Source organism: Kosakonia sp. MUSA4 (genome assembly GCF_013085925.1).
Lineage (GTDB): Bacteria > Pseudomonadota > Gammaproteobacteria > Enterobacterales > Enterobacteriaceae > Kosakonia > Kosakonia sacchari_B.
Window position 1 is genome coordinate 723,017 of record NZ_CP025697.1, and the last position, 22,871, is coordinate 745,887.

The following is a 22,871-nucleotide window of genomic DNA, read 5'->3' on the forward strand; positions in this document are numbered from 1 at the left end:
TTATGTATAGACAAATTAAAAGAGATGGTAAGAAATGAAAAGTCGTTTATATCTATGACGCTGGCGGAAAAAGGGCAAAAAAAACGGCCCGCAGAGCGGACCGTTGATGTCACTGAAACGCGCCGACTCAGGCGGCGGTCAGTACCGCGTCGATGGTGTCATCTTTACGCAGCGTCAGGATCTCGCAGCCGGTTTCGGTCACCACGATGGTATGTTCATACTGCGCCGACAGACTGCGGTCTTTGGTTTTTACCGTCCAGCCATCTTTCATGGTGCGAATACGGTAATCACCTGCGTTGACCATCGGTTCAATCGTGAAAGTCATACCGGCCTGCAACACAACGCCGCCGTCGTCAGCATCATAGTGCAGAACCTGCGGCTCTTCGTGGAAGCCACGGCCAATACCGTGGCCGCAATATTCACGCACCACGGAAAAGCCCTGCGCTTCAACGTATTTTTGGATCGCAGCGCCCAGCGTGCGCAGGCGGATACCCGGTTTCACCATGCGCAGCGCCAGGTAAAGGCTCTCTTGAGTGACGTGGCACAGGCGCTCGCCCAGAATGGTCGGTTTGCCGACAATAAACATTTTGGACGTGTCGCCGTGGTATTCGTCTTTGATAACGGTCACGTCGATATTGACGATATCGCCATCTTTCAGGTGTTTTTCGTCATCCGGAATGCCGTGGCAAACCACTTCATTAATAGAGATGCATACGGATTTCGGGAAGCCGTGATAACCGAGGCAAGCGGAGATCGCGTGCTGCTCGTTAACGATGTAGTCGTTGCAGATGCGATCCAGCTCGCCGGTGGTGACGCCCGGTTTAATGTGCGGGGCGATCATTTCGAGCACTTCGGCGGCGAGACGGCCGGCGACGCGCATTTTTTCGATTTCTTCAGGAGTTTTAATAGAGATAGCCATGGAATGAGTCCGTCAGCGTCGAATTTTTCGACTATACCAGGTTAGTGCTGTCAATGGTAACAGTCAGGCGCGGCTTGTGCCAAATTGAGAATCGGTAACAGCACGCTGCGTCAACAACTATTGGTTTCCTGCGGCGTTTTGTGGTATAAAGCGCGCCGGACTCTGTTCCTGTTTTTGGGACGTGAGCCACAAATCTCACTTTGTGTAATAACACACACGTATCGGCACATATTCCGGGGTGCCCTTCGGGGTCGGTAATATGGGATACGTGGAGGCATAACCCCAACTTTTATATAGAGGTTTTAATCATGGCAACTGTTTCCATGCGCGACATGCTCAAGGCTGGTGTTCACTTTGGTCACCAGACCCGTTACTGGAACCCGAAAATGAAGCCGTTCATCTTCGGTGCGCGTAACAAAGTTCACATCATCAACCTTGAGAAAACTGTACCGATGTTCAACGAAGCTCTGGCTGAGCTGAACAAAATTGCTTCCCGTAAAGGCAAAATTCTGTTCGTTGGTACTAAACGCGCTGCAAGCGAAGCGGTGAAAGACGCTGCTCTGAACTGCGATCAGTTCTTCGTGAACCATCGCTGGTTGGGCGGTATGCTGACTAACTGGAAAACCGTTCGTCAGTCCATCAAACGTCTGAAAGACCTAGAAATTCAGTCTCAGGACGGTACCTTCGACAAGCTGACCAAGAAAGAAGCGCTGATGCGCACTCGTGAGCTGGACAAGCTGGAAAACAGCCTGGGCGGTATCAAAGACATGGGCGGTCTGCCGGACGCTCTGTTCGTTATCGACGCTGACCACGAGCACATCGCAATCAAAGAAGCAAACAACCTGGGTATTCCGGTATTTGCTATCGTTGATACCAACTCCGATCCGGACGGCGTTGACTTCGTTATCCCGGGTAACGACGACGCAATCCGTGCTGTTAGCCTGTACCTGAATGCCGTTGCTGCTACCGTTCGTGAAGGCCGTTCCTCGGATCTGGCTACTCAGGCGGAAGAAAGCTTCGTAGAAGCTGAATAATAAGGCACGCTCTCTGAGCCCCTTATTGAGCAGGTAGTACCGAGTTTGGTTAGGGGGCCTGTTTATGGCCCCCTTTTTCACTTTTAAGCCTGTTTGGTTCCTGTAACCGTGCAGGTCATATCTCTCCCGAGGATTAAAGAATGGCTGAAATTACCGCATCCCTGGTAAAAGAGCTGCGTGAACGTACTGGCGCAGGCATGATGGATTGCAAAAAAGCGCTGACTGAAGCGAACGGCGACATCGATCTGGCGATCGAGAACATGCGTAAATCTGGTGCGATCAAAGCGGCCAAGAAAGCAGGCAACGTTGCTGCTGACGGCGTGATCATCACTAAAATCGACGGCACTTACGGCCTCATTCTGGAAGTTAACTGCCAGACTGACTTCGTTGCTAAAGATGGCGGTTTCCAGGCATTTGCGAACAAAGTTCTGGACGCAGCTGTTGCTGGCAAAATCACTGACGTTGAAGTTCTGAAAGCACAGTTCGAAGAAGAGCGTGTAGCGCTGGTTGCTAAAATCGGTGAGAACATCAACATCCGTCGCGTATCCTCTCTGGAAGGTGATGTTCTGGGCTCTTACCAGCACGGCGCGCGTATCGGTGTTCTGGTTGCAGCTAAAAATGCTAACGAAGAGCTGGTTAAACAGCTGGCCATGCACATTGCTGCAAGCAAGCCGGAATTCGTTAAGCCGGAAGACGTGTCCGCTGAAGTGGTAGAAAAAGAGTACCAGGTTCAGCTGGATATCGCCATGCAGTCTGGCAAGCCGAAAGAAATCGCAGAGAAAATGGTTGAAGGCCGCATGAAGAAATTCACCGGCGAAGTTTCTCTGACCGGCCAGCCTTTTGTTATGGATCCGAGCAAAACCGTTGGTCAGTTGCTGAAAGAGCACAACGCTGACGTGACTGGCTTCATTCGCTTCGAAGTGGGTGAAGGCATCGAGAAAGTTGAGACTGACTTCGCAGCAGAAGTTGCTGCCATGTCCAAGCAGTCTTAATCATTAAAAGGAGCCGCCTGAGGGCGGCTTCTTTTTATGCCCTTCATCTGAAAATCAGCCAGCACACTAGTGTTTGCGCTGGCAGGCGACGTATCATACGCCAGTATTAAACCCGTCCAATTGTTGACAGTCTCAGGAAAGAAACATGGCTACCAATGCAAAACCCGTCTACAAACGCATTCTGCTTAAGCTTAGCGGCGAAGCGCTCCAGGGATCAGAAGGCTTCGGTATCGACGCAAGTATTCTCGACCGTATGGCGCAGGAAATTAAAGAGCTGGTTGAACTGGGTGTTCAGGTTGGCGTAGTGATTGGCGGTGGTAACCTGTTCCGTGGGGCTGGTCTGGCGAAAGCGGGGATGAACCGTGTTGTGGGCGACCACATGGGTATGCTGGCGACGGTTATGAACGGCCTGGCAATGCGTGATGCGTTGCATCGTGCCTATGTGAACGCGCGTTTGATGTCTGCTTTTCCGCTGAATGGCGTCTGTGATAATTACAGTTGGGCAGAAGCAATCAGCCTGTTGCGTAATAATCGCGTTGTGATTTTTAGTGCAGGTACTGGTAACCCGTTCTTTACCACCGATTCCGCAGCGTGTCTGCGCGGCATCGAAATCGAAGCCGATGTGGTATTGAAAGCGACGAAAGTTGACGGTGTGTTCACTGCCGATCCGGTACAGGATCCGACCGCTACCCTGTGTGAACAACTGACCTATACCGAAGTGCTGGACAAAGAACTGAAAGTGATGGATCTGGCAGCCTTTACGCTGGCTCGCGACCACAAATTGCCGATTCGCGTATTTAACATGAACAAACCTGGTGCGCTGCGTCGCGTTGTCATGGGCGAAAAAGAAGGCACATTGATTACGGACTAATTCCCGTAAGCAATAAATAAAGGTAAGATTCCGCTTTAATTTATTAAGCAGTCCTTTCTGGCATCTTCGCGGTGCCATTAATTGAACAGGCTATACTTAGCACACCCGCCGTATGGCCTGTCTGCGACAAGATTTCAAGGATCCGTAACGTGATTAGTGATATCAGAAAAGATGCTGAAGTACGCATGGAAAAATGCGTTGAAGCGTTCAAAACCCAAATCAGCAAAGTGCGCACTGGCCGCGCTTCCCCGAGCCTGCTGGATGGCATCGTTGTGGAATATTACGGTACGCCGACTCCGCTGCGTCAGCTGGCCAGCGTGACGGTAGAAGACTCCCGTACTCTGAAAATCAACGTGTTCGATCGTTCTATGAGCCCGGCTGTTGAGAAAGCGATTCTGACTTCTGACCTGGGCCTGAACCCAAGCTCTGCGGGTAGCGATATCCGCGTTCCGCTGCCGGCGCTGACGGAAGAACGTCGTAAAGATCTGATTAAAGTCGTGCGCGGCGAAGCTGAACAAGCGCGTGTTGCGGTACGTAACGTCCGCCGTGACGCGAACGATAAAGTAAAAGCGCTGCTGAAAGATAAAGAAATCAGTGAAGATGACGATCGTCGTTCACAGGAAGACGTGCAGAAGCTGACCGACGCTGCCATCAAAAAAGTAGAAGCGGCGCTGGCGGACAAAGAAGCAGAATTGATGCAGTTCTGATTCGAAAAAACCGACTAAAACGCCGTACAGAGAGCCATTCCGGTGGCTTTGCTGGCGGCGTTTTGCTTTTTATCCTCGCAACATTGTGAGCGTTTAATGAAGCATTTAACCCTTCTGGGCTCAACGGGTTCTATTGGTTGCAGCACGCTTGATGTGGTTCGCCATAACCCTGAACGCTTTTCCGTTACTGCGCTTGTCGCGGGTAAGAACGTTGCCCGTATGATTGAGCAGTGTCTCGAATTCTCTCCTCGTTTCGCCGTAATGGACGACGCGCACAGCGCACAGCAAGTGAAACTGGCGCTGCGCGAGCATGGCTGCCGTACTGAAGTGCTCAGTGGTCAACAAGCCGCCTGCGAAATGGCCGCGCTAAATGGCGTCGATCAGGTGATGGCGGCGATTGTAGGCGCAGCCGGACTGGTGCCTACACTGGCCGCCATTCGCGCCGGTAAGACTGTTTTGCTGGCAAATAAAGAGGCTCTGGTTACCTGCGGGCGTCTGTTTATGGAAGCGGTGAAAGAGAGTGGCGCGCGGCTTTTGCCGGTCGATAGCGAGCATAACGCGATTTTTCAGAGTTTACCGGAAACAATTCAGCAGAACCTGGGGTACGCTGATCTTGAGCTGAATGGGGTTTCGTCTATTCTGCTTACCGGGTCTGGTGGCCCGTTCCGGGAGACGCCGCTGTCTGATTTGGCAGCAATGACGCCGGATCAGGCATGTCGTCATCCGAACTGGTCAATGGGACGTAAAATCTCCGTTGATTCCGCCACCATGATGAATAAAGGTCTGGAATACATTGAAGCACGCTGGTTGTTTAATGCCGCTGCCTGCCAGATGGAAGTGCTGATTCACCCTCAATCGGTGATCCACTCCATGGTTCGCTATCAGGATGGCAGTGTTTTGGCGCAGTTGGGTGAGCCGGATATGCGTACACCCATTGCACATACGATGGCGTGGCCTGAGCGTGTGCCGTCTGGCGTCAATGCCCTCGATTTTTGCAAACTGAGTTCATTAAGTTTCGCAGAGCCCGATTTCGATCGCTATCCTTGTCTGAAGTTGGCTATTGATGCCTCCGATGAAGGGCAGGCAGCGACAACGGCGCTGAACGCAGCAAACGAGGTGACTGTCTCGGCATTCCTGGCATCTGCAATCCGTTTCACTGATATCGCTGCCCTTAATCTGTCTGTGCTTGAGCAGATGGATTTGCGAGAGCCGCAGAGTATAGATGATGTACTTGCTGTCGATGCGCAAGCTCGTGAGGTTGCGCAAAAACAAGTGATGCGCCTCGCAAGCTAGTGATATTACAGTCATGAGCAACGGTGCTATTTGTTAGCGTTAGGCTTCGGTGATATAGTCTGCGCCACAAAATTGCCAGTTTGTGATATGGCGGATTGAGTAAGCCGTGGTTTACGCGGCTTTTTTGCGTAAGGGCTTTGTATTCCTGAGTACCGCTAAATCCTTTTCAGGGACTAAAACGCGTTATGTTGTCAGCTAACCAACCGATAAGCGAAAATTTGCCAACACATGGCTGCCGCCATGTTGCGATAATCATGGATGGCAATGGTCGCTGGGCAAAAAGACAGGGGAAACTCCGTGCCTTTGGTCACAGGGCTGGAGCAAAGTCTGTTCGCCGCGCGGTCTCATTTGCCGCCAACAATGGTATCGATGCACTGACGCTTTATGCTTTTAGTAGTGAAAACTGGAATCGCCCGGCGCAGGAAGTGAGTGCGCTGATGGAGCTGTTTGTGTGGGCGCTGGATAGTGAAGTAAAAAGCCTGCACCGCCACAATGTACGCTTGCGCATCATTGGTGATACCAGCCGTTTTAATATGCGTTTGCAGGAACGTATCCGCAAAGCAGAAGAGTTGACCGCCCAGAATACCGGGCTGACGCTGAATATCGCAGCGAACTATGGTGGTCGCTGGGATATCGTTCAGGGAGTCCGGCAATTAGCCGTGCAAGTGCAGGAAGGGCTGTTACGCCCGGATCAAATTGATGAAGGAACGCTTAATAAGCAAGTCTGCATGCACGAGCTGGCTCCCGTTGATTTAGTGATTAGGACTGGTGGAGAACATCGCATAAGTAACTTTTTACTTTGGCAAATTGCCTATGCCGAACTTTACTTTACTGATGTTCTTTGGCCCGATTTTGATGAACAAGACTTTGAAGGTGCGCTGCATGCCTTTGCCAATCGAGAGCGTCGTTTCGGCGGCACCGAGCCTGGTGGCGAAAACGCCTGATGGGGGTAGCTTTTGCTGAAGTATCGCCTGATTTCTGCTTTTGTATTAATTCCCATAGTTATCGCAGCTCTTTTTTGGTTGCCGCTGGTGGGTTTTGCGATCGTTACGCTCGCTGTTTGTATGCTTGCTGCGTGGGAGTGGGGGCAACTGAGCGGTTTTTCGTCCCGTTCTCAGCGGGTTTGGCTGGCGGTATTGTGCGGGCTGCTGCTGGCGCTCATGCTGTTGCTGCTGCCGCAATATCACAATGATATCCATCAACCGCTGGTGGAACTCTCGCTTTGGGCCTCAGTGGCCTGGTGGGTGGGCGCTCTGTTGTTAGTGCTGAGCTACCCGGCGTCTGCTGCGCTGTGGCGCAACTCCAGAGTTTTACGTCTTGTGTTTGGTATATTAACGATTGTGCCTTTTTTTTGGGGCATGCTGGCACTACGCGCCTGGCACTACAACGATAACCACTATGATGGCGCGCTGTGGTTGCTGTATGTCATGATCCTCGTCTGGGGAGCTGATTCTGGCGCATACATGTTTGGTAAATTATTCGGCAAGCATAAGTTGGCACCAAAAGTCTCTCCGGGAAAAACCTGGCAAGGTTTTCTCGGTGGTCTGCTGACTGCGGGGGTGATCTCCTGGGGCTACGGCGCTTGGGCGAATCTCGAGATAGCGCCATCTACTCTGTTGATTTGCTCTGTGGTGGCCGCACTGGCCTCCGTATTGGGCGATTTAACCGAAAGTATGTTCAAGCGTGAAGCCGGTATTAAAGATAGTGGTCATCTTATTCCGGGTCATGGCGGTATACTGGATCGCATTGACAGCTTGACAGCGGCAGTACCCGTATTTGCCTGCCTGTTATTGCTGGTTTTCAGGACGATTTGACGGAAGGTTTTATGCTGAGCATTCTCTGGAATCTGGCGGCATTCATCGTTGCGCTGGGTGTGTTGATCACCGTGCATGAATTTGGCCATTTCTGGGTTGCTCGTCGCTGTGGCGTACGGGTAGAGCGTTTTTCCATCGGCTTTGGCAAAGCGCTCTGTCGTCGTACAGACAAACACGGCACCGAATTTGTAATTGCCCTGATTCCACTGGGCGGTTACGTCAAAATGCTGGATGAGCGCGTTGAACCGGTTGCCCCGGAAATGCGCCACTACGCCTTCAATAATAAAACGGTTGGCCAGCGCGCAGCCGTTATTGCCGCGGGTCCAATCGCTAACTTTATCTTTGCCATCTTCGCCTACTGGCTGGTGTTTATCATCGGTGTCCCCGGTGTTCGCCCGGTTGTTGGTGAAATAACACCCAATTCCATCGCCGCAAACGCGCAAATTGCACCCGGAATGGAACTTAAATCGATTGATGGCATCGAAACGCCTGATTGGGATGCTGTGCGCTTACAGTTGGTGTCAAAAATCGGCGATAGCCAGATGACCATCAGCGTAGCGCCGTTCGGCAGCAACAATCGCCAGGAAAAGGTCGTCGATTTACGTCACTGGGCTTTCCAACCTGATAAAGACGATCCGGTCGCCGCGCTGGGTATTCGGCCGCGCGCTGCGCAGCTTGAGCCTATCCTCGCGGAGGTGCAGGTGGGATCAGCGGCCAACAAAGCAGGTTTGCAAGCTGGCGACAGGATCGTTAAAGTCGATGGTCAGCAGTTAACTCAGTGGATGACGTTCGTTAATCTGGTGCGGGATAATCCGGGAACGCCGTTAGCGTTAGAAGTAGAAAGACAGGGGGCTCCCTTGTCTTTAACATTGATACCGGATACAAAACCCGGTAGCAAAGCAGAGGGTTTCGCGGGCGTTGTGCCTAAAGTTATTCCGCTGCCAGATGAATATAAGACAGTACGCCAGTACGGGCCATTTAGCGCCATCGTTGAAGCCACGGATAAAACGTGGCAATTGATGAGGCTGACGGTCAGTATGTTGGGGAAATTGATCACCGGTGATGTAAAACTGAACAACCTCAGTGGGCCAATCTCAATTGCTCAAGGGGCTGGGATGTCAGCGGAGTTCGGGTTGATTTACTACCTGATGTTCCTCGCATTGATAAGCGTGAACTTAGGCATTATTAACCTGTTCCCATTACCCGTTCTTGATGGCGGGCATCTGCTGTTTTTGGCGATTGAGAAGCTGAAGGGCGGACCGGTATCCGAGCGAGTTCAAGACTTTAGTTATCGCATTGGCTCTATTTTGCTGGTGCTGTTAATGGGGCTTGCACTTTTCAATGATTTCTCTCGGTTGTAAGAGAGTTTGTTAGGAAGAACGCATAATAACGATGGCGATGAAAAAGTTGCTCATAGCGTCGCTGCTGTTTAGCAGCGCCACCGTATACGGTGCTGAAGGGTTCGTAGTGAAGGACATTCATTTCGAAGGCCTACAGCGTGTCGCCGTTGGTGCGGCCCTCCTCAGTATGCCAGTACGCCCTGGCGATACGGTGAATGATGAAGATATCAGTAACACCATTCGCGCGTTGTTTGCCACCGGCAACTTCGAGGATGTTCGCGTCCTGCGTGATGGCGATACCCTGCTTGTCCAGGTGAAAGAACGCCCGACAATCGCCAGCATTACTTTCTCCGGCAACAAGTCGGTGAAAGATGACATGCTGAAACAGAACCTTGAGGCTTCTGGCGTGCGTGTGGGTGAATCACTGGACCGCACCACTCTGTCCGATATCGAAAAGGGACTGGAAGATTTCTACTACAGCGTGGGTAAATACAGCGCCAGCGTTAAAGCTGTCGTGACCCCGCTGCCGCGTAACCGCGTTGACCTGAAACTGGTATTCCAGGAAGGCGTTTCCGCGCAAATCCAACAGATTAATATCGTCGGTAACCATGCATTTACCACCGAACAGCTCATCTCCAGCTTCCAACTGCGCGATGAAGTGCCATGGTGGAACGTGATTGGCGATCGCAAATACCAGAAACAGAAACTGGCTGGCGACCTGGAAAGTTTGCGCAGCTACTATCTGGATCGCGGTTATGCCCGCTTTAACATTGATTCGACTCAGGTTAGCCTGACGCCGGATAAAAAAGGTATCTACATTACCGTCAACGTGACCGAGGGCGAGCAGTACAAACTCTCCGGCGTGCAGGTGAGTGGTAACCTTGCTGGTCATTCTGCAGAGATTGAAAGCCTGACGAAGATCGAGCCGGGCGAGCTGTATAACGGCACCAAAGTAACCAAAATGGAAGATGATATTAAAAAGCTTCTTGGTCGCTATGGTTACGCTTATCCGCGCGTTCAGTCTCAACCTGAAATCAACGATGCGGACAAAACCGTTAAGCTGCATATTAATGTGGATGCTGGCAACCGTTTTTACGTTCGCAAGATCCGCTTTGAAGGCAATGACACCTCAAAAGATGCTGTTCTGCGTCGCGAAATGCGCCAGATGGAAGGGGCGTGGTTGGGAAGCGATCTGGTCGATCAGGGTAAAGAGCGTCTGAACCGTCTGGGCTATTTCGAGACGGTTGATACCGAAACGCAGCGTGTTCCGGGCAGCCCGGATCAAGTTGATGTCGTCTATAAGGTGAAAGAGCGTAATACCGGTAGCTTCAACTTCGGTGTCGGCTACGGTACTGAGAGCGGCGTCAGCTTCCAGGTTGGCGTACAGCAGGATAACTGGTTAGGTACCGGCTACTCTGTGGGTATCAGCGGGACGAAAAACGACTACCAGACCTACTCTGAATTCTCCGTTACCAACCCGTACTTCACGGTTGACGGTGTTAGCCTCGGCGGTCGTATCTTCTATAACGACTTTAAAGCTGACAATGCTGACCTTTCCTCTTATACCAACAAGAGCTACGGTGTAGACGGTACCCTCGGGTTCCCAATCAATGAGTACAACACCTTGCGTGCGGGCTTAGGTTACGTTCATAACAGCCTGTCGCAAATGGAACCTCAGGTAGCAATGTGGCGTTATCTGGATTCCGTAGGTCAGAACGCCAGCACCACGAGTGATAGCAACGGTTACTCGGCGGACGATTTCACCTTCAACTATGGTTGGACCTATAACAACCTCGACCGTGGATACTTCCCGACGAAGGGCTCGCGCGTCAACCTGAACGGTAAAGTTACGGTTCCTGGCTCCGATAACGAGTTCTACAAAGTGACGGTGGATACCGCCTCCTACTTCCCAATTGACGACGATCACAAATGGGTGATTCTGGGTCGTACTCGTTGGGGCTATGGTGACGGTTTAGGTGGCAAAGAGATGCCATTCTATGAGAACTTCTACGCCGGTGGTTCCAGCACTGTTCGTGGCTTCCAGTCCAACAACATCGGTCCGAAAGCTGTTTATTACGGCGGCAGTGGGTTGGATAACTGTAATACAACGACTTCGAAATACTGTAAGTCTGATGATGCAGTAGGTGGTAATGCCATGGGCGTGGCCAGCGTTGAGTTCATCACGCCGACGCCGTTTATCAGCGACAAATATGCTAACTCTGTACGTACCTCATTCTTCTGGGATGCAGGTAGCGTATGGGATACAAATTGGCAAAATACAGCGGAAATGAAAGCGCTGGGTATTCCGGATTATAGCGATCCGAGTAATATCCGCATGTCTGCTGGTATCGCATTACAATGGATGTCCCCATTGGGGCCGTTGGTATTCTCCTACGCCCAGCCGTTTAAAAAGTACGATGGAGACAAAGCGGAACAGTTCCAGTTTAACATTGGTAAAACCTGGTAATTCCGCACAGCAACGGAATGCATTCGCAGTGTAGTGATGGTTGTGGCTTCAACCGGAAGCCCGGCCACGCAAAGAGCTGTACCTCCGGGTACAAACGGGATGGTAAGGAGTAAATTGTGAAAAAGTTGTTATTAGCTGCAGGTTTCGGTTTAGCAATGGCAGCGTCAGCGCAAGCTGCTGACAAGATTGCAATTGTTGATATGGGTAGCCTGTTGCAACAGGTTGCGCAGAGTTCCGGCGTTTCTCAGACGATGAAAAACGAATTCGGCGGTCGCGCAAGCGAACTGCAGAGCATGGAATCCGACCTGCAAGCCAAAGCTCAGCGTCTGCAACGTGATGGCTCTACCATGAAGGCGAGCGATCGCAGCAAGCTGGAAAAAGACATCGCGTCAGGTCGTCAGGCATTTGCCCAGAAAGCACAGGCTTTCGAGCAGGATCAGGCTCGTCGTTCTAACGAAGAACGTGGCAAGCTGGTGACTCGCATTCAGACTGCAGTGAAAAAAGTCGCTGCCGATCAGGGTGTTGATCTGGTTGTTCCTTCCAACGCCGTTATTTACAACAGCAACGATGTAAAAGACATCACTGCTGATGTACTGAAACAGGTTAAATAAGTAATGCCTTCAATTCGACTGGCTGATTTAGCTCAGCAGTTGGATGCAGAATTACACGGTGATGGCGATATCGTCATCACCGGCGTTGCGTCCATGCAATCTGCCGAAGCAGGTCACATCACTTTCATGGTCAACCCTAAGTACCGTGAACACCTGACAGGATGTCAGGCGTCTGCTGTCGTTATGACGCAAGACGATCTTCCTTTTGCCAAAAGCGCAGCGCTGGTCGTAAAAAATCCGTACCTGACCTACGCGCGTATGGCCCAAATTCTTGATACCACGCCGCAGCCAGCGAGCAGCATCGCGCCTGGCGCGGTGATTGACGCAACGGCCACTCTGGGTAGCAATGTTGCAATTGGCGCAAACGCGGTGATCGAATCCGGCGTTATTCTGGGCGATAACGTTATTATCGGCGCGGGTTGCTTTGTTGGGAAAAAGACGAAAATTGGTGCGGGTTCGCGTTTGTGGGCAAATGTGACCGTTTACCACGAGATTGAGATCGGCGAAAATTGCCTGGTGCAATCGGGGACGGTGATCGGTTCTGATGGCTTCGGTTACGCCAACGATCGCGGAAATTGGGTTAAAATCCCGCAGCTTGGCCGTGTTATCATTGGCAACAACGTTGAGATTGGCGCCTGTACTACAATCGATCGCGGCGCGCTTGACGATACCCGCATCGGCAACGGCGTGATCATTGATAACCAGTGCCAGATTGCACATAACGTTGTGATTGGCGACAATACGGCGGTTGCCGGTGGCGTAATCATGGCGGGCAGCCTGAAAATTGGCCGCTATTGCATGATCGGCGGCGCCAGCGTAATCAATGGGCATATGGAAATTTGCGACAAAGTTACCGTAACGGGGATGGGGATGGTCATGCGTCCTATCACTGAGCCAGGAGTCTACTCCTCAGGTATCCCACTACAGCCAAATAAAGTGTGGCGAAAAACCGCAGCCCTGGTGATGAATATTGATGATATGAGCAAGCGCCTGAAAGCCGTCGAGCGCAAGGTTAATCAACAAGACGAATAATTCACCTGCATAACGCTTGTACACAGAAGCCTCCCGACATCAGAGAAGCGACAAAACGCCTCTGCGACGAGAAGCCTAAAGTGTGTATACTTCCCGGCCTGTTGGCTTTCTGATGATTGCCGCGGGCCGTGTTATTATTGCCTTTTAGTATATTTAGACAGGAAGAGTATTTTGACTACTGACACTCATACTCTGCACATTGAAGAGATTCTGGAACTTCTGCCGCACCGTTACCCGTTCTTACTGGTAGACCGTGTGCTGGATTTTGAAGAAGGTCGTTTTCTGCGCGCAGTAAAAAATGTTTCGGTAAACGAGCCGTTTTTCCAGGGGCATTTCCCTGGCAAACCGATTTTCCCGGGCGTGCTGATTCTGGAAGCAATGGCGCAGGCTACCGGTATTCTGGCGTTTAAAAGCGTTGGTAAACTGGAACCGGGTGAGCTGTACTACTTCGCCGGTATCGACGAAGCGCGCTTTAAGCGTCCCGTTGTGCCTGGCGATCAGATGATCATGGAAGTCACTTTCGAGAAAACCCGTCGCGGCCTGACACGCTTTAAAGGTGTTGCGCTGGTAGACGGTAAAGTTGTTTGTGAAGCTACTATGATGTGTGCACGTAGCCGGGAGGCCTGATACGTGATTGATAAAACCGCCTTTATTCATCCAACTGCTATTGTTGAAGACGGTGCCGTTATTGGTGCCAACGCTCACATTGGTCCGTTTTGTATTGTTGGCCCTCACGTTGAAATTGGTGAGGGTACGGTTCTGAAATCTCATGTTGTGGTTAATGGTCATACGACGATTGGCCGCGACAACGAGATCTATCAGTTCGCATCCATCGGCGAGGTTAACCAGGATCTGAAATATGCTGGCGAGCCGACTCGTGTGGAAATTGGCGATCGCAACCGCATCCGCGAAAGCGTCACCATCCACCGTGGCACAGTACAAGGCGGAGGGTTGACGAAGGTGGGCAGCGATAACCTGCTGATGATCAATGCGCATATTGCGCATGATTGTACCGTTGGCGATCGCTGCATTCTCGCAAATAACGCAACGCTGGCGGGGCACGTCTCCGTCGACGACTTTGCTATCATCGGCGGCATGACCGCAGTGCATCAGTTCTGCATTATCGGCGCGCACGTGATGGTTGGCGGCTGCTCCGGCGTGGCGCAGGATGTACCGCCTTATGTGATTGCTCAGGGCAACCATGCCACACCGTTTGGTGTGAACATTGAAGGCCTGAAACGTCGCGGTTTCAGCAGAGAAGCGTTAGTGGCTATCCGCAATGCGTACAAACTGCTGTATCGCAGCGGTAAAACGCTGGAAGAGGCGAAACCGGAGATTGCCGAGCTTGCTGCGAAGCATCCGGAAGTTGATGCGTTTATGCAATTCTTCGAACGCTCAACGCGCGGCCTGATTCGGTAATGATCGACAATCGTCCTCTTACGATAGCCCTCGTCGCCGGAGAAACCTCCGGCGATATTCTTGGTGCCGGTCTTATCCGCGCGCTGAGATCGCGTGTCCCCAATGCCCGCTTTGTCGGCGTTGCGGGGCCGCGTATGCAGGCTGAAGGGTGTGAAGCCTGGTATGAGATGGAAGAGCTTGCTGTGATGGGTATCGTTGAGGTGCTGGGCCGTCTGCGCCGCCTGTTGCATATCCGCGCTGATTTGACCCGTCGCTTTAGCGAGCTGCAACCGGATGTCTTTGTCGGTATCGATGCGCCGGATTTCAACATTACTCTCGAAGGCAATCTGAAAAAGCAGGGTATCAAAACCATCCATTATGTCAGTCCGTCCGTCTGGGCGTGGCGACAAAAACGCGTTTTCAAAATTGGCAGAGCCACCGATCTGGTGCTCGCATTTCTGCCTTTCGAAAAAGCGTTTTATGACAAATTTAATGTGCCGTGCCGTTTTATCGGCCATACCATGGCGGATGCAATGCCGCTGGATCCGGATAAAAGCGCAGCGCGCGATCATCTGGGAATTGCCCATGATGTACACTGTCTGGCGTTACTGCCTGGCAGCCGTGGCGCAGAGGTGGAAATGCTTAGCGCCGATTTCCTGCGTACCGCGCAGTTGCTGCGTGAACGCTACCCCGATCTTGAAGTGGTTGTACCGCTGGTCAACGCCAAACGGCGCGAACAGTTTGAGCGGATTAAGGCGGAAGTTGCTCCCGATCTGCCAGTGCATATGCTGGATGGTATGGCGCGCGAGGCAATGATCGCCGCCGATGCGGCCTTGCTGGCTTCCGGCACCGCCGCGCTGGAGTGCATGCTGGCTAAATGCCCGATGGTCGTGGGCTATCGCATGAAGCCATTCACATTCTGGCTGGCCAGGCGGCTGGTGAAAACGCCTTATGTTTCGCTGCCAAACCTGCTGGCCGGACGTGAACTGGTGAAAGAGTTGCTACAGGATGAGTGCCAGCCGCAGGCGCTGGCCGATGCGCTTGTACCGCTGCTGGCTAACGGTAAAACCAGCCACGAAATGCACGACATTTTCCGCGAACTGCACCAGCTGATTCGCTGTAATGCCGATGAGCAGGCGGCTGACGCAGTACTGGAGTTAGCACAATGATGGAATTTATTTATCCGCACGCGCATTTGGTTGCCGGTGTGGATGAGGTTGGGCGCGGGCCTTTAGTGGGTGCGGTCGTGACGGCGGCGGTGATCCTCGATCCGAAGCGTCCAATCATTGGCCTGAACGATTCGAAAAAACTCTCCGAAAAACGCCGTCTGGCGCTGAGTGAAGAGATCAAAGAGAAAGCGCTGTGCTGGAGTCTGGGACGCGCCGAACCACACGAAATCGACGAACTGAATATTCTGCACGCCACTATGCTGGCGATGCAGCGTGCAATTGCCGGGCTCTCTATCGTCCCGGAATTTGTACTGATTGATGGCAACCGTTGCCCTACTTTACCAATGCCTTCGCTGGCAGTAGTGAAAGGCGATAGCCGGGTGGCGGAAATCAGTGCGGCATCGATTATCGCAAAAGTCACGCGAGATGCCGAAATGGCTGAGCTTGATCTTCTTTTTCCGCAATATGGTTTTGCGCAACATAAAGGCTACCCAACGGCTTTCCATCTGGCGAAGCTGGCGGAACATGGCGCAACTGCGCATCATCGGCGCAGCTTTGCGCCGGTTAAACGCGCGCTGGACCTTGTGTCCTGACTCTTGTGAACGTGAAATAACCAGGCTGGGATCTGAAAATGGCTGAACCACGTTTCGTACACCTGCGGGTGCATAGCGACTACTCCATGATTGACGGGCTGGCGAAAACCGGGCCGCTGGTGAAAAAGGCGGCCGCGCTCGGCATGCCCGCGCTGGCGATCACCGATTTTACGAACCTCTGTGGTCTGGTGAAGTTCTACGGAACGGCGCACGGAGCCGGGATGAAGCCGATCGTCGGCGCCGATCTGCACGTACAGAGCGATCTGTTAGGCGATGAACTGGCGCAGCTCACCGTCCTTGCGGCCAACAATACCGGTTACCAGAACCTGACATTGCTGATTTCGCGTGCCTACCAGCGTGGCTATGGCGCACTGGGGCCGTGGATCGATCGCGACTGGTTGCAGGAGCTCGGCGAAGGGTTGATCCTGCTCTCCGGCGCGCGCATGGGCGACGTGGGTAAAAGTCTGTTGCGTGGCAACAGCGTGCTGGTTGAACAGTGTCTCGATTTCTACAAAGAGCATTTTCCCGATCGCTACTACCTTGAGTTGATCCGCACGGGGCGTGCTGATGAAGAGCCTTACCTGCACGCAGCCGTACAACTGGCGGAAGAGCACGGTTTGCCGGTCGTGGCGACCAACGATGTGCGTTTTATTGATGAAGGCGACTTCGACGCGCATGAGATCCGTGTCGCCATCCACGACGGTTTCACCCTGGACGATCCCAAACGTCCGCGCAACTACTCCGCACAGCAATATATGCGCAGCGAAGAGGAGATGTGTGAACTCTTCTCCGATATTCCGGAGGCGCTGGAAAACACCGTCGAAATTGCCAAACGCTGCAATGTAACCGTACGCCTTGGTGAATACTTTCTGCCGCAGTTCCCGACCGGTGATATGACCACTGAAGACTTTCTCGTGGAGAAATCGAAAGTGGGTCTCGAAGAACGCCTGGCGTTCCTCTTCCCGGATGAGCAGGTTCGTGCAGAGAAGCGTCCGCCGTACGACGAGCGTCTTGATATCGAGCTGCAAGTTATTAACCAGATGGGGTTCCCCGGTTACTTCCTGATCGTGATGGAATTTATCCAGTGGTCAAAAGATAACGGCGTGCCGGTAGGGCCGGGGCGTGGTTCGGGCGCTGGATCGCTGGTGGCTTATGCGCTGAAAATTACTGACCTCGATCCGCTGGAATTTGACCTGCTGTTCGAACGTTTCCTTAACCCGGAACGTGTATCGATGCCCGACTTCGACGTTGACTTCTGTATGGAGAAGCGCGACCAGGTGATCGAGCACGTGGCGGACATGTACGGGCGCGATGCGGTATCGCAGATCATCACCTTCGGAACCATGGCGGCGAAAGCGGTTATCCGCGACGTGGGCCGCGTACTGGGTCACCCGTACGGCTTTGTTGACCGCATCTCTAAACTGGTGCCGCCGGATCCGGGCATGACGCTGGCGAAGGCGTTTGAAGCCGAGCCGCAACTGCCGGAAATCTACGAAGCGGACGAAGAAGTTAAAGCGCTGATCGACATGGCGCGCAAGCTGGAAGGTGTGACGCGAAACGCGGGTAAACACGCTGGCGGCGTGGTCATCGCACCCACCAAAATTACCGATTTTGCCCCACTGTACTGTGATGAAGCCGGCCAGCACCCGGTTACCCAGTTTGATAAAAACGACGTTGAATATGCCGGGCTGGTGAAGTTTGACTTCCTTGGTTTGCGCACGCTGACCATCATCAACTGGGCGCTGGAGATGATCAACGCCCGGCGCGAGAAGCACGGCGAGCCGCCGTTGGATATCGCCGCTATTCCGCTGGATGACAAGAAAAGTTTCGACATGCTGCAACGCTCGGAGACCACTGCGGTGTTCCAGCTTGAATCCCGCGGCATGAAAGATTTGATTAAGCGCCTGCAACCCGACTGCTTCGAAGATATGATCGCGCTGGTGGCCCTGTTCCGTCCGGGGCCGTTGCAGTCAGGCATGGTAGATAACTTCATCGACCGTAAGCACGGGCGCGAAGAGATCTCCTATCCCGATGTGCAGTGGCAGCATGAAAGCCTGAAACCGGTACTGGAGCCGACCTACGGCATTATCCTCTACCAGGAACAGGTGATGCAGATTGCTCAGGTGCTTTCGGGTTATACCCTTGGCGGCGCAGACATGCTGCGTCGTGCGATGGGTAAGAAAAAGCCGGAAGAGATGGCCAAGCAGCGCGGAACCTTCGAAGAGGGCGCGAAGAAAAATGGCGTCGACGGCGAACTGGCGATGAAAATCTTCGACCTGGTAGAAAAATTCGCCGGGTACGGATTTAACAAATCGCACTCTGCCGCTTATGCTTTGGTCTCCTACCAGACGCTGTGGTTGAAAGCGCACTATCCGGCCGAGTTTATGGCGGCGGTGATGACTGCCGATATGGACAACACCGAAAAAGTCGTCGGTCTGGTGGATGAGTGCTGGCGCATGGGGTTGAAAATCCTGCCGCCGGATATTAACTCCGGGTTGTACCATTTCCACGTCAACGATGACGGTGAAATTGTTTACGGTATCGGAGCAATTAAAGGCGTCGGTGAAGGTCCGATTGAGGCGATCATCGAAGCGCGTAATAACGGCGGTTACTTCCGCGAACTGTTTGATCTGTGCGCGCGCACCGACATTAAAAAGCTTAACCGCCGGGTGCTGGAAAAACTGATTATGTCCGGGGCGTTTGACCGCCTTGGGCCGCATCGTGCGGCGCTGATGAACTCGCTGGGCGATGCGCTTAAAGCCGCCGATCAGCATTCGAAAGCCGAGGCGATTGGCCAGGCCGACATGTTCGGCGTGCTGGCCGAAGAGCCAGAGCAGATAGAACAGTCTTACGCCAGTTGCCAGCCGTGGCCGGAACAGGTGGTGCTGGAAGGTGAGCGTGAAACGTTAGGTCTCTACCTTACGGGTCACCCGATTAACCAGTATTTGAAAGAAATTGAGCGCTATGTCGGAGGCTACCGGCTGAAAGACATGCATCCGACCGAACGTGGGAAAGTTACCACGGCGGCGGGGCTCGTCATTGCCGCGCGGGTTATGGTCACCAAGCGCGGCAATCGTATCGGCATCTGTACGTTAGATGACCGTTCCGGGCGTCTGGAAGTGATGTTATTCACTGATGCCCTGGATAAATATCAGCAACTGCTGGAAAAAGACCGCATACTTATTGTCAGCGGACAGGTCAGCTTTGATGACTTTAGCGGGGGACTTAAAATGACCGCCCGTGAAGTTATGGACATTGACGAAGCCCGGGAAAAATACGCCCGTGGGCTTGCTATCTCGCTGACGGACAGGCAAATTGATGACCAGCTTTTAAACCGACTCCGTCAGTCTCTGGAACCCCACCGTTCGGGAACCATTCCAGTACATCTCTACTATCAGAGGGCGGATGCGCGTGCGCGGTTACGTTTCGGCGCAACGTGGCGCGTCTCTCCGAGCGATCGTTTACTCAACGATCTGCGTGGCCTCATAGGTTCGGAGCAGGTGGAACTGGAGTTTGACTAATACAGGAATACTATGAGTCTGAATTTCCTTGATTTCGAACAGCCGATTGCTGAGCTGGAAGCGAAAATCGATTCCCTGACTGCCGTTGGCCGTCAGGATGAGAAACTGGATATAAATATCGACGAAGAAGTGCATCGTCTGCGCGAAAAAAGCGTAGAGTTGACGCGCAAAATTTTCGCCGATCTTGGCGCATGGCAGGTTGCCCAACTGGCACGACATCCGCTGCGTCCTTACACCCTGGATTATGTCCGCATGGCGTTCGATGAATTCGACGAACTGGCTGGCGATCGCGCTTATGCCGACGATAAAGCCATTGTTGGCGGTATCGCGCGTCTCGACGGTCGCCCGGTAATGATCATCGGCCACCAGAAAGGCCGCGAAACCAAAGAGAAAATCCGCCGTAACTTTGGTATGCCAGCACCGGAAGGTTATCGCAAAGCGCTACGCCTGATGGAAATGGCAGAACGTTTTAACATGCCGATTATCACCTTTATTGACACCCCAGGCGCCTATCCGGGCGTGGGTGCCGAAGAGCGTGGTCAGTCGGAAGCGATCGCCCGCAACCTGCGTGAAATGTCCCGCCTGAACGTACCGGTGATCTGCACCGTGATCGGCGAAGGTGGTTCCGGCGGCGCGCTGGCGATTGGCGTGGGCGATAAAGTGAATATGCTGCAATACAGCACCTATTCTGTTATCTCGCCGGAAGGCTGCGCTTCTATTCTGTGGAAAAGCGCCGACAAAGCGCCGCTGGCCGCAGAAGCGATGGGCATCATCGCGCCGCGTCTGAAAGAACTGAAACTGATCGACTCGATCGTTCCGGAACCGCTGGGCGGCGCGCATCGTAACCCGGAAACGATGGCCGCTTCGCTGAAAGCGCAACTGCTGGCCGATCTCGCCGATCTGGATGTGCTGAGCAAAGACGATCTGCGTAACCGCCGTTACCAGCGTCTGATGAGTTACGGCTACGCCTGAGTTTCATTGCATTGATGAAAAGCCGCACCGCTGTGCGGCTTTTTTTATACCTGCGCTCTATGCCGAAGATCCTGATTTTTACCGCAATATGCGGATTAAGGATCTAACGCAGGGGATCCATAAGCTTATTCGCCAGCACGATCTACCGCGTTTGATGTTGCAGGCTTTCGATGTGCTACCGGATATGACGCTGACGCCAGCCGCCCGGTGCTTGATTTCCTGTTGATGCTATGCTCGGGCTTTGAAACCGATATTCACGGCGCGAAACGGGATGAAGAGGGCACTTACCGGGTACGAGTCCTAAAAGGCCGCTAATCTCTTGCGGCCGGCAGTGGGCGGGGGTAACGTTCAGGCATTAAGGAAAGGAGAAACTATGCTGGGTTTAAAACAGGTACATCACATTGCGATCATCGCCACGGATTATGCTGCAAGCAAAGCGTTCTACTGCGATATCCTTGGTTTTACGCTACAGAACGAAGTTTATCGCGAGGCGCGCGATTCGTGGAAAGGCGATCTGGCGCTGAACGGGCAGTATGTGATTGAGCTGTTCTCCTTTCCGTTTCCGCCTGCGCGTCCCAGCCGCCCGGAAGCGTGCGGCCTGCGCCATCTGGCGTTCAGCGTTGATGATATCGACCAGGCAGTGGCGCATCTGGAATCACATGGCGTGAAGTGTGAAGCGATACGCGTCGATCCCTACACCGATAAACGTTTCACCTTCTTTAACGATCCCGATGGCTTGCCGCTGGAGCTTTACCAGCAGTAATACTTGCCACACAACGCGATGCCCGGTAACGTGCCGGGCATCGCTTCCGTTTTGAAATACCACTATGACCACGCCACTTTTCGCGCCATTACCCACTGCATCACACCAGTTTCTGGTGGCCTTCAGCGGCGGGCTGGACTCGACCGTGCTGCTGCACCAAATGATGCTCTGGCGCGAGCAACAGCCCGATATCCGGCTACGGGCAATTCATATCCATCATGGGCTTAGTCCGCATGCGAATGCGTGGGTTGAGCATTGCCAGTCTCTTTGCGAGCTCTGGCAGATCCCGCTAACGGTGCAATACGTGACGCTGGTCGATAATGGCGAGGGCATTGAAGCGCAGGCGCGGAAAGCGCGCTATCAGGCATTTCGTCAGGTGTTGAAGCCCGGCGAAGTGCTGCTTACCGCGCAGCATCTGGATGATCAGTGCGAAACCGTACTACTGGCGCTTAAGCGCGGCAGTGGGCCGGCGGGGCTTGCCGCGATGCCGCAAAGTTTGCCCTTTGCCGGAACGCAGCTTATCCGTCCGCTGCTCAACTTTTCGCGTGATACCCTGCATCAATGGGCGCAGTTGCATGATTTGCGCTGGATTGAGGATGAAAGTAACGCTGACGTCCATTATGACCGCAACTTTTTGCGCCTGCAGGTACTGCCGCTACTGACGGCGCGCTGGCCGCATTTCACCGATGCCGTCTCGCGTAGCGCTGCGCTTTGTGGGGAGCAGGAGCAATTGCTGGATGAGCTACTGGCTGACGAACTGGCGGCGGCGACCACGGAAGAAGGGGCGCTGAACATTGCGGCTTTGCAGATGCTGAGCGAAGTTCGCCGCAACGCCCTGTTACGCCGCTGGCTGGCACAGCAGGGCGCGGTGATGCCGTCCCGCGCAATGCTTAACCGCTTGTGGTTTGAAGTGGCGCAGGCACGTGACGATGCGGAGCCTTGCCTGCGGCTGGGCGAGTATGAAGCGCGTCGTTTTCAGGGCAATCTCTACTGGATTAAAACGCAGCCCAGCCAGCGTAATACGCAACTGAACTGGCCGATGCCTTTTGCGCCGCTGTTGTTACCGGCCGGGCTGGGAGAACTGTCGCTGATTTCCGGCGGGGAATTGCGGGCGCCGGCTGCGGAAGAGAGGCTTTCTGTGCGTTTCCAGGCGTCTGGTTTGTTACATATCGCCGGTCGTCATGGCGGACGTAAACTGAAAAAAATCTGGCAGGAGTTTGGCGTGGCACCCTGGCGGCGCGACACTACGCCGCTGCTGTTTTATGGCGAAACGTTAATCGCAGCGGCGGGGGTGTTTGCTACGCAACAAGGGCTTAAAACGGCCGGACAGGAAGGCGTGAAGCTGGTGTGGAAAAAGTAGAGGGCAGCCTGCGCT

Annotated in this window: 20 protein-coding genes and 1 pseudogene; 20 read left to right on the forward strand and 1 reads right to left on the reverse strand. The window is 53.3% G+C overall.

The window, feature by feature from the left end:
* Nucleotides 1–127: 127 nt before the first annotated feature.
* On the reverse strand, nucleotides 128–919 hold the full coding sequence (gene map, locus C0557_RS03375; RefSeq protein WP_007373222.1) for a type I methionyl aminopeptidase: 792 nt from the start codon (nucleotides 917–919) through the stop codon (nucleotides 128–130).
* A 308-nt stretch (nucleotides 920–1,227) separates the two neighbouring features.
* Between map and rpsB the strand changes: the two genes are divergently transcribed.
* The 20 genes and pseudogenes from rpsB to tilS all read left to right on the forward strand — a co-directional run bounded on the left by rpsB (nucleotide 1,228) and on the right by tilS (nucleotide 22,856).
* Nucleotides 1,228–1,953, forward strand: coding sequence for a 30S ribosomal protein S2 (rpsB, locus tag C0557_RS03380; RefSeq protein WP_074775084.1), 726 nt, complete (start codon nucleotides 1,228–1,230; stop codon nucleotides 1,951–1,953).
* 140 nt (nucleotides 1,954–2,093) lie between these two features.
* Nucleotides 2,094–2,945, forward strand: coding sequence for a translation elongation factor Ts (gene tsf / locus C0557_RS03385; protein ID WP_074775085.1), 852 nt, complete (start codon nucleotides 2,094–2,096; stop codon nucleotides 2,943–2,945).
* A 145-nt stretch (nucleotides 2,946–3,090) separates the two neighbouring features.
* Nucleotides 3,091–3,816, forward strand: coding sequence for a UMP kinase (pyrH, locus tag C0557_RS03390; protein WP_074775086.1), 726 nt, complete (start codon nucleotides 3,091–3,093; stop codon nucleotides 3,814–3,816).
* A gap of 149 nt (nucleotides 3,817–3,965) precedes the next feature.
* Nucleotides 3,966–4,523: a ribosome recycling factor gene (frr, locus tag C0557_RS03395; protein WP_007373226.1), complete on the forward strand. Its 558-nt coding sequence runs from the start codon at nucleotides 3,966–3,968 to the stop codon at nucleotides 4,521–4,523.
* A 96-nt stretch (nucleotides 4,524–4,619) separates the two neighbouring features.
* A complete protein-coding gene (ispC, locus tag C0557_RS03400) occupies nucleotides 4,620–5,816 on the forward strand; it encodes a 1-deoxy-D-xylulose-5-phosphate reductoisomerase (RefSeq protein ID WP_208657486.1) in 1,197 nt (398 codons plus the stop codon).
* A 185-nt stretch (nucleotides 5,817–6,001) separates the two neighbouring features.
* Nucleotides 6,002–6,760 carry a (2E,6E)-farnesyl-diphosphate-specific ditrans,polycis-undecaprenyl-diphosphate synthase gene (gene ispU / locus C0557_RS03405; RefSeq protein WP_074775089.1) on the forward strand — a complete coding sequence of 253 codons (759 nt, stop codon included), beginning with the start codon at nucleotides 6,002–6,004 and terminating at the stop codon, nucleotides 6,758–6,760.
* Between the two features lie 12 nt (nucleotides 6,761–6,772).
* On the forward strand, nucleotides 6,773–7,630 hold the full coding sequence (cdsA, locus tag C0557_RS03410; protein ID WP_074775092.1) for a phosphatidate cytidylyltransferase: 858 nt from the start codon (nucleotides 6,773–6,775) through the stop codon (nucleotides 7,628–7,630).
* Between the two features lie 11 nt (nucleotides 7,631–7,641).
* Nucleotides 7,642–8,991, forward strand: a complete 1,350-nt coding sequence (rseP, locus tag C0557_RS03415) for a sigma E protease regulator RseP (protein WP_208657487.1) — start codon at nucleotides 7,642–7,644, stop codon at nucleotides 8,989–8,991.
* A 31-nt stretch (nucleotides 8,992–9,022) separates the two neighbouring features.
* Nucleotides 9,023–11,437: an outer membrane protein assembly factor BamA gene (gene bamA, locus C0557_RS03420; protein ID WP_074775096.1), complete on the forward strand. Its 2,415-nt coding sequence runs from the start codon at nucleotides 9,023–9,025 to the stop codon at nucleotides 11,435–11,437.
* Between the two features lie 116 nt (nucleotides 11,438–11,553).
* On the forward strand, nucleotides 11,554–12,048 hold the full coding sequence (skp, locus tag C0557_RS03425; RefSeq protein WP_043954929.1) for a molecular chaperone Skp: 495 nt from the start codon (nucleotides 11,554–11,556) through the stop codon (nucleotides 12,046–12,048).
* A gap of 3 nt (nucleotides 12,049–12,051) precedes the next feature.
* A complete protein-coding gene (lpxD, locus tag C0557_RS03430) occupies nucleotides 12,052–13,080 on the forward strand; it encodes a UDP-3-O-(3-hydroxymyristoyl)glucosamine N-acyltransferase (RefSeq protein WP_043954927.1) in 1,029 nt (342 codons plus the stop codon).
* A gap of 171 nt (nucleotides 13,081–13,251) precedes the next feature.
* Nucleotides 13,252–13,707 carry a 3-hydroxyacyl-ACP dehydratase FabZ gene (gene fabZ, locus C0557_RS03435; RefSeq protein ID WP_007373234.1) on the forward strand — a complete coding sequence of 152 codons (456 nt, stop codon included), beginning with the start codon at nucleotides 13,252–13,254 and terminating at the stop codon, nucleotides 13,705–13,707.
* Nucleotides 13,708–13,710: 3 nt separating this feature from the next.
* Nucleotides 13,711–14,499, forward strand: a complete 789-nt coding sequence (gene lpxA / locus C0557_RS03440) for an acyl-ACP--UDP-N-acetylglucosamine O-acyltransferase (RefSeq protein WP_007373235.1) — start codon at nucleotides 13,711–13,713, stop codon at nucleotides 14,497–14,499.
* Nucleotides 14,499–15,647 (forward strand): lipid-A-disaccharide synthase, encoded by a 1,149-nt coding sequence (gene lpxB / locus C0557_RS03445; protein ID WP_208657488.1) that lies wholly within the window; start codon nucleotides 14,499–14,501, stop codon nucleotides 15,645–15,647. The genes lpxA and lpxB overlap by 1 nt, the downstream gene beginning before the upstream one ends.
* On the forward strand, nucleotides 15,644–16,240 hold the full coding sequence (gene rnhB / locus C0557_RS03450; protein WP_208657489.1) for a ribonuclease HII: 597 nt from the start codon (nucleotides 15,644–15,646) through the stop codon (nucleotides 16,238–16,240). Before lpxB ends, rnhB begins: the two co-directional genes overlap by 4 nt.
* A 38-nt stretch (nucleotides 16,241–16,278) precedes the next feature.
* Entirely contained in the window at nucleotides 16,279–19,761 is a 3,483-nt protein-coding gene (dnaE, locus tag C0557_RS03455) for a DNA polymerase III subunit alpha (protein ID WP_074775100.1), read from the forward strand.
* Nucleotides 19,762–19,773: 12 nt separating this feature from the next.
* Complete coding sequence (gene accA / locus C0557_RS03460) at nucleotides 19,774–20,733, forward strand: acetyl-CoA carboxylase carboxyl transferase subunit alpha (RefSeq protein ID WP_208657490.1); 960 nt, start codon at nucleotides 19,774–19,776, stop codon at nucleotides 20,731–20,733.
* A 46-nt stretch (nucleotides 20,734–20,779) separates the two neighbouring features.
* Nucleotides 20,780–21,048: pseudogene (locus C0557_RS03465) on the forward strand (lysine decarboxylase LdcC); the annotation flags it as partial.
* A 58-nt stretch (nucleotides 21,049–21,106) separates the two neighbouring features.
* Nucleotides 21,107–21,496, forward strand: coding sequence for a VOC family protein (locus C0557_RS03470; protein ID WP_208657491.1), 390 nt, complete (start codon nucleotides 21,107–21,109; stop codon nucleotides 21,494–21,496).
* A gap of 64 nt (nucleotides 21,497–21,560) precedes the next feature.
* Nucleotides 21,561–22,856 carry a tRNA lysidine(34) synthetase TilS gene (tilS, locus tag C0557_RS03475; RefSeq protein ID WP_208657492.1) on the forward strand — a complete coding sequence of 432 codons (1,296 nt, stop codon included), beginning with the start codon at nucleotides 21,561–21,563 and terminating at the stop codon, nucleotides 22,854–22,856.
* The last annotated feature ends 15 nt before the right edge of the window (nucleotides 22,857–22,871 follow it).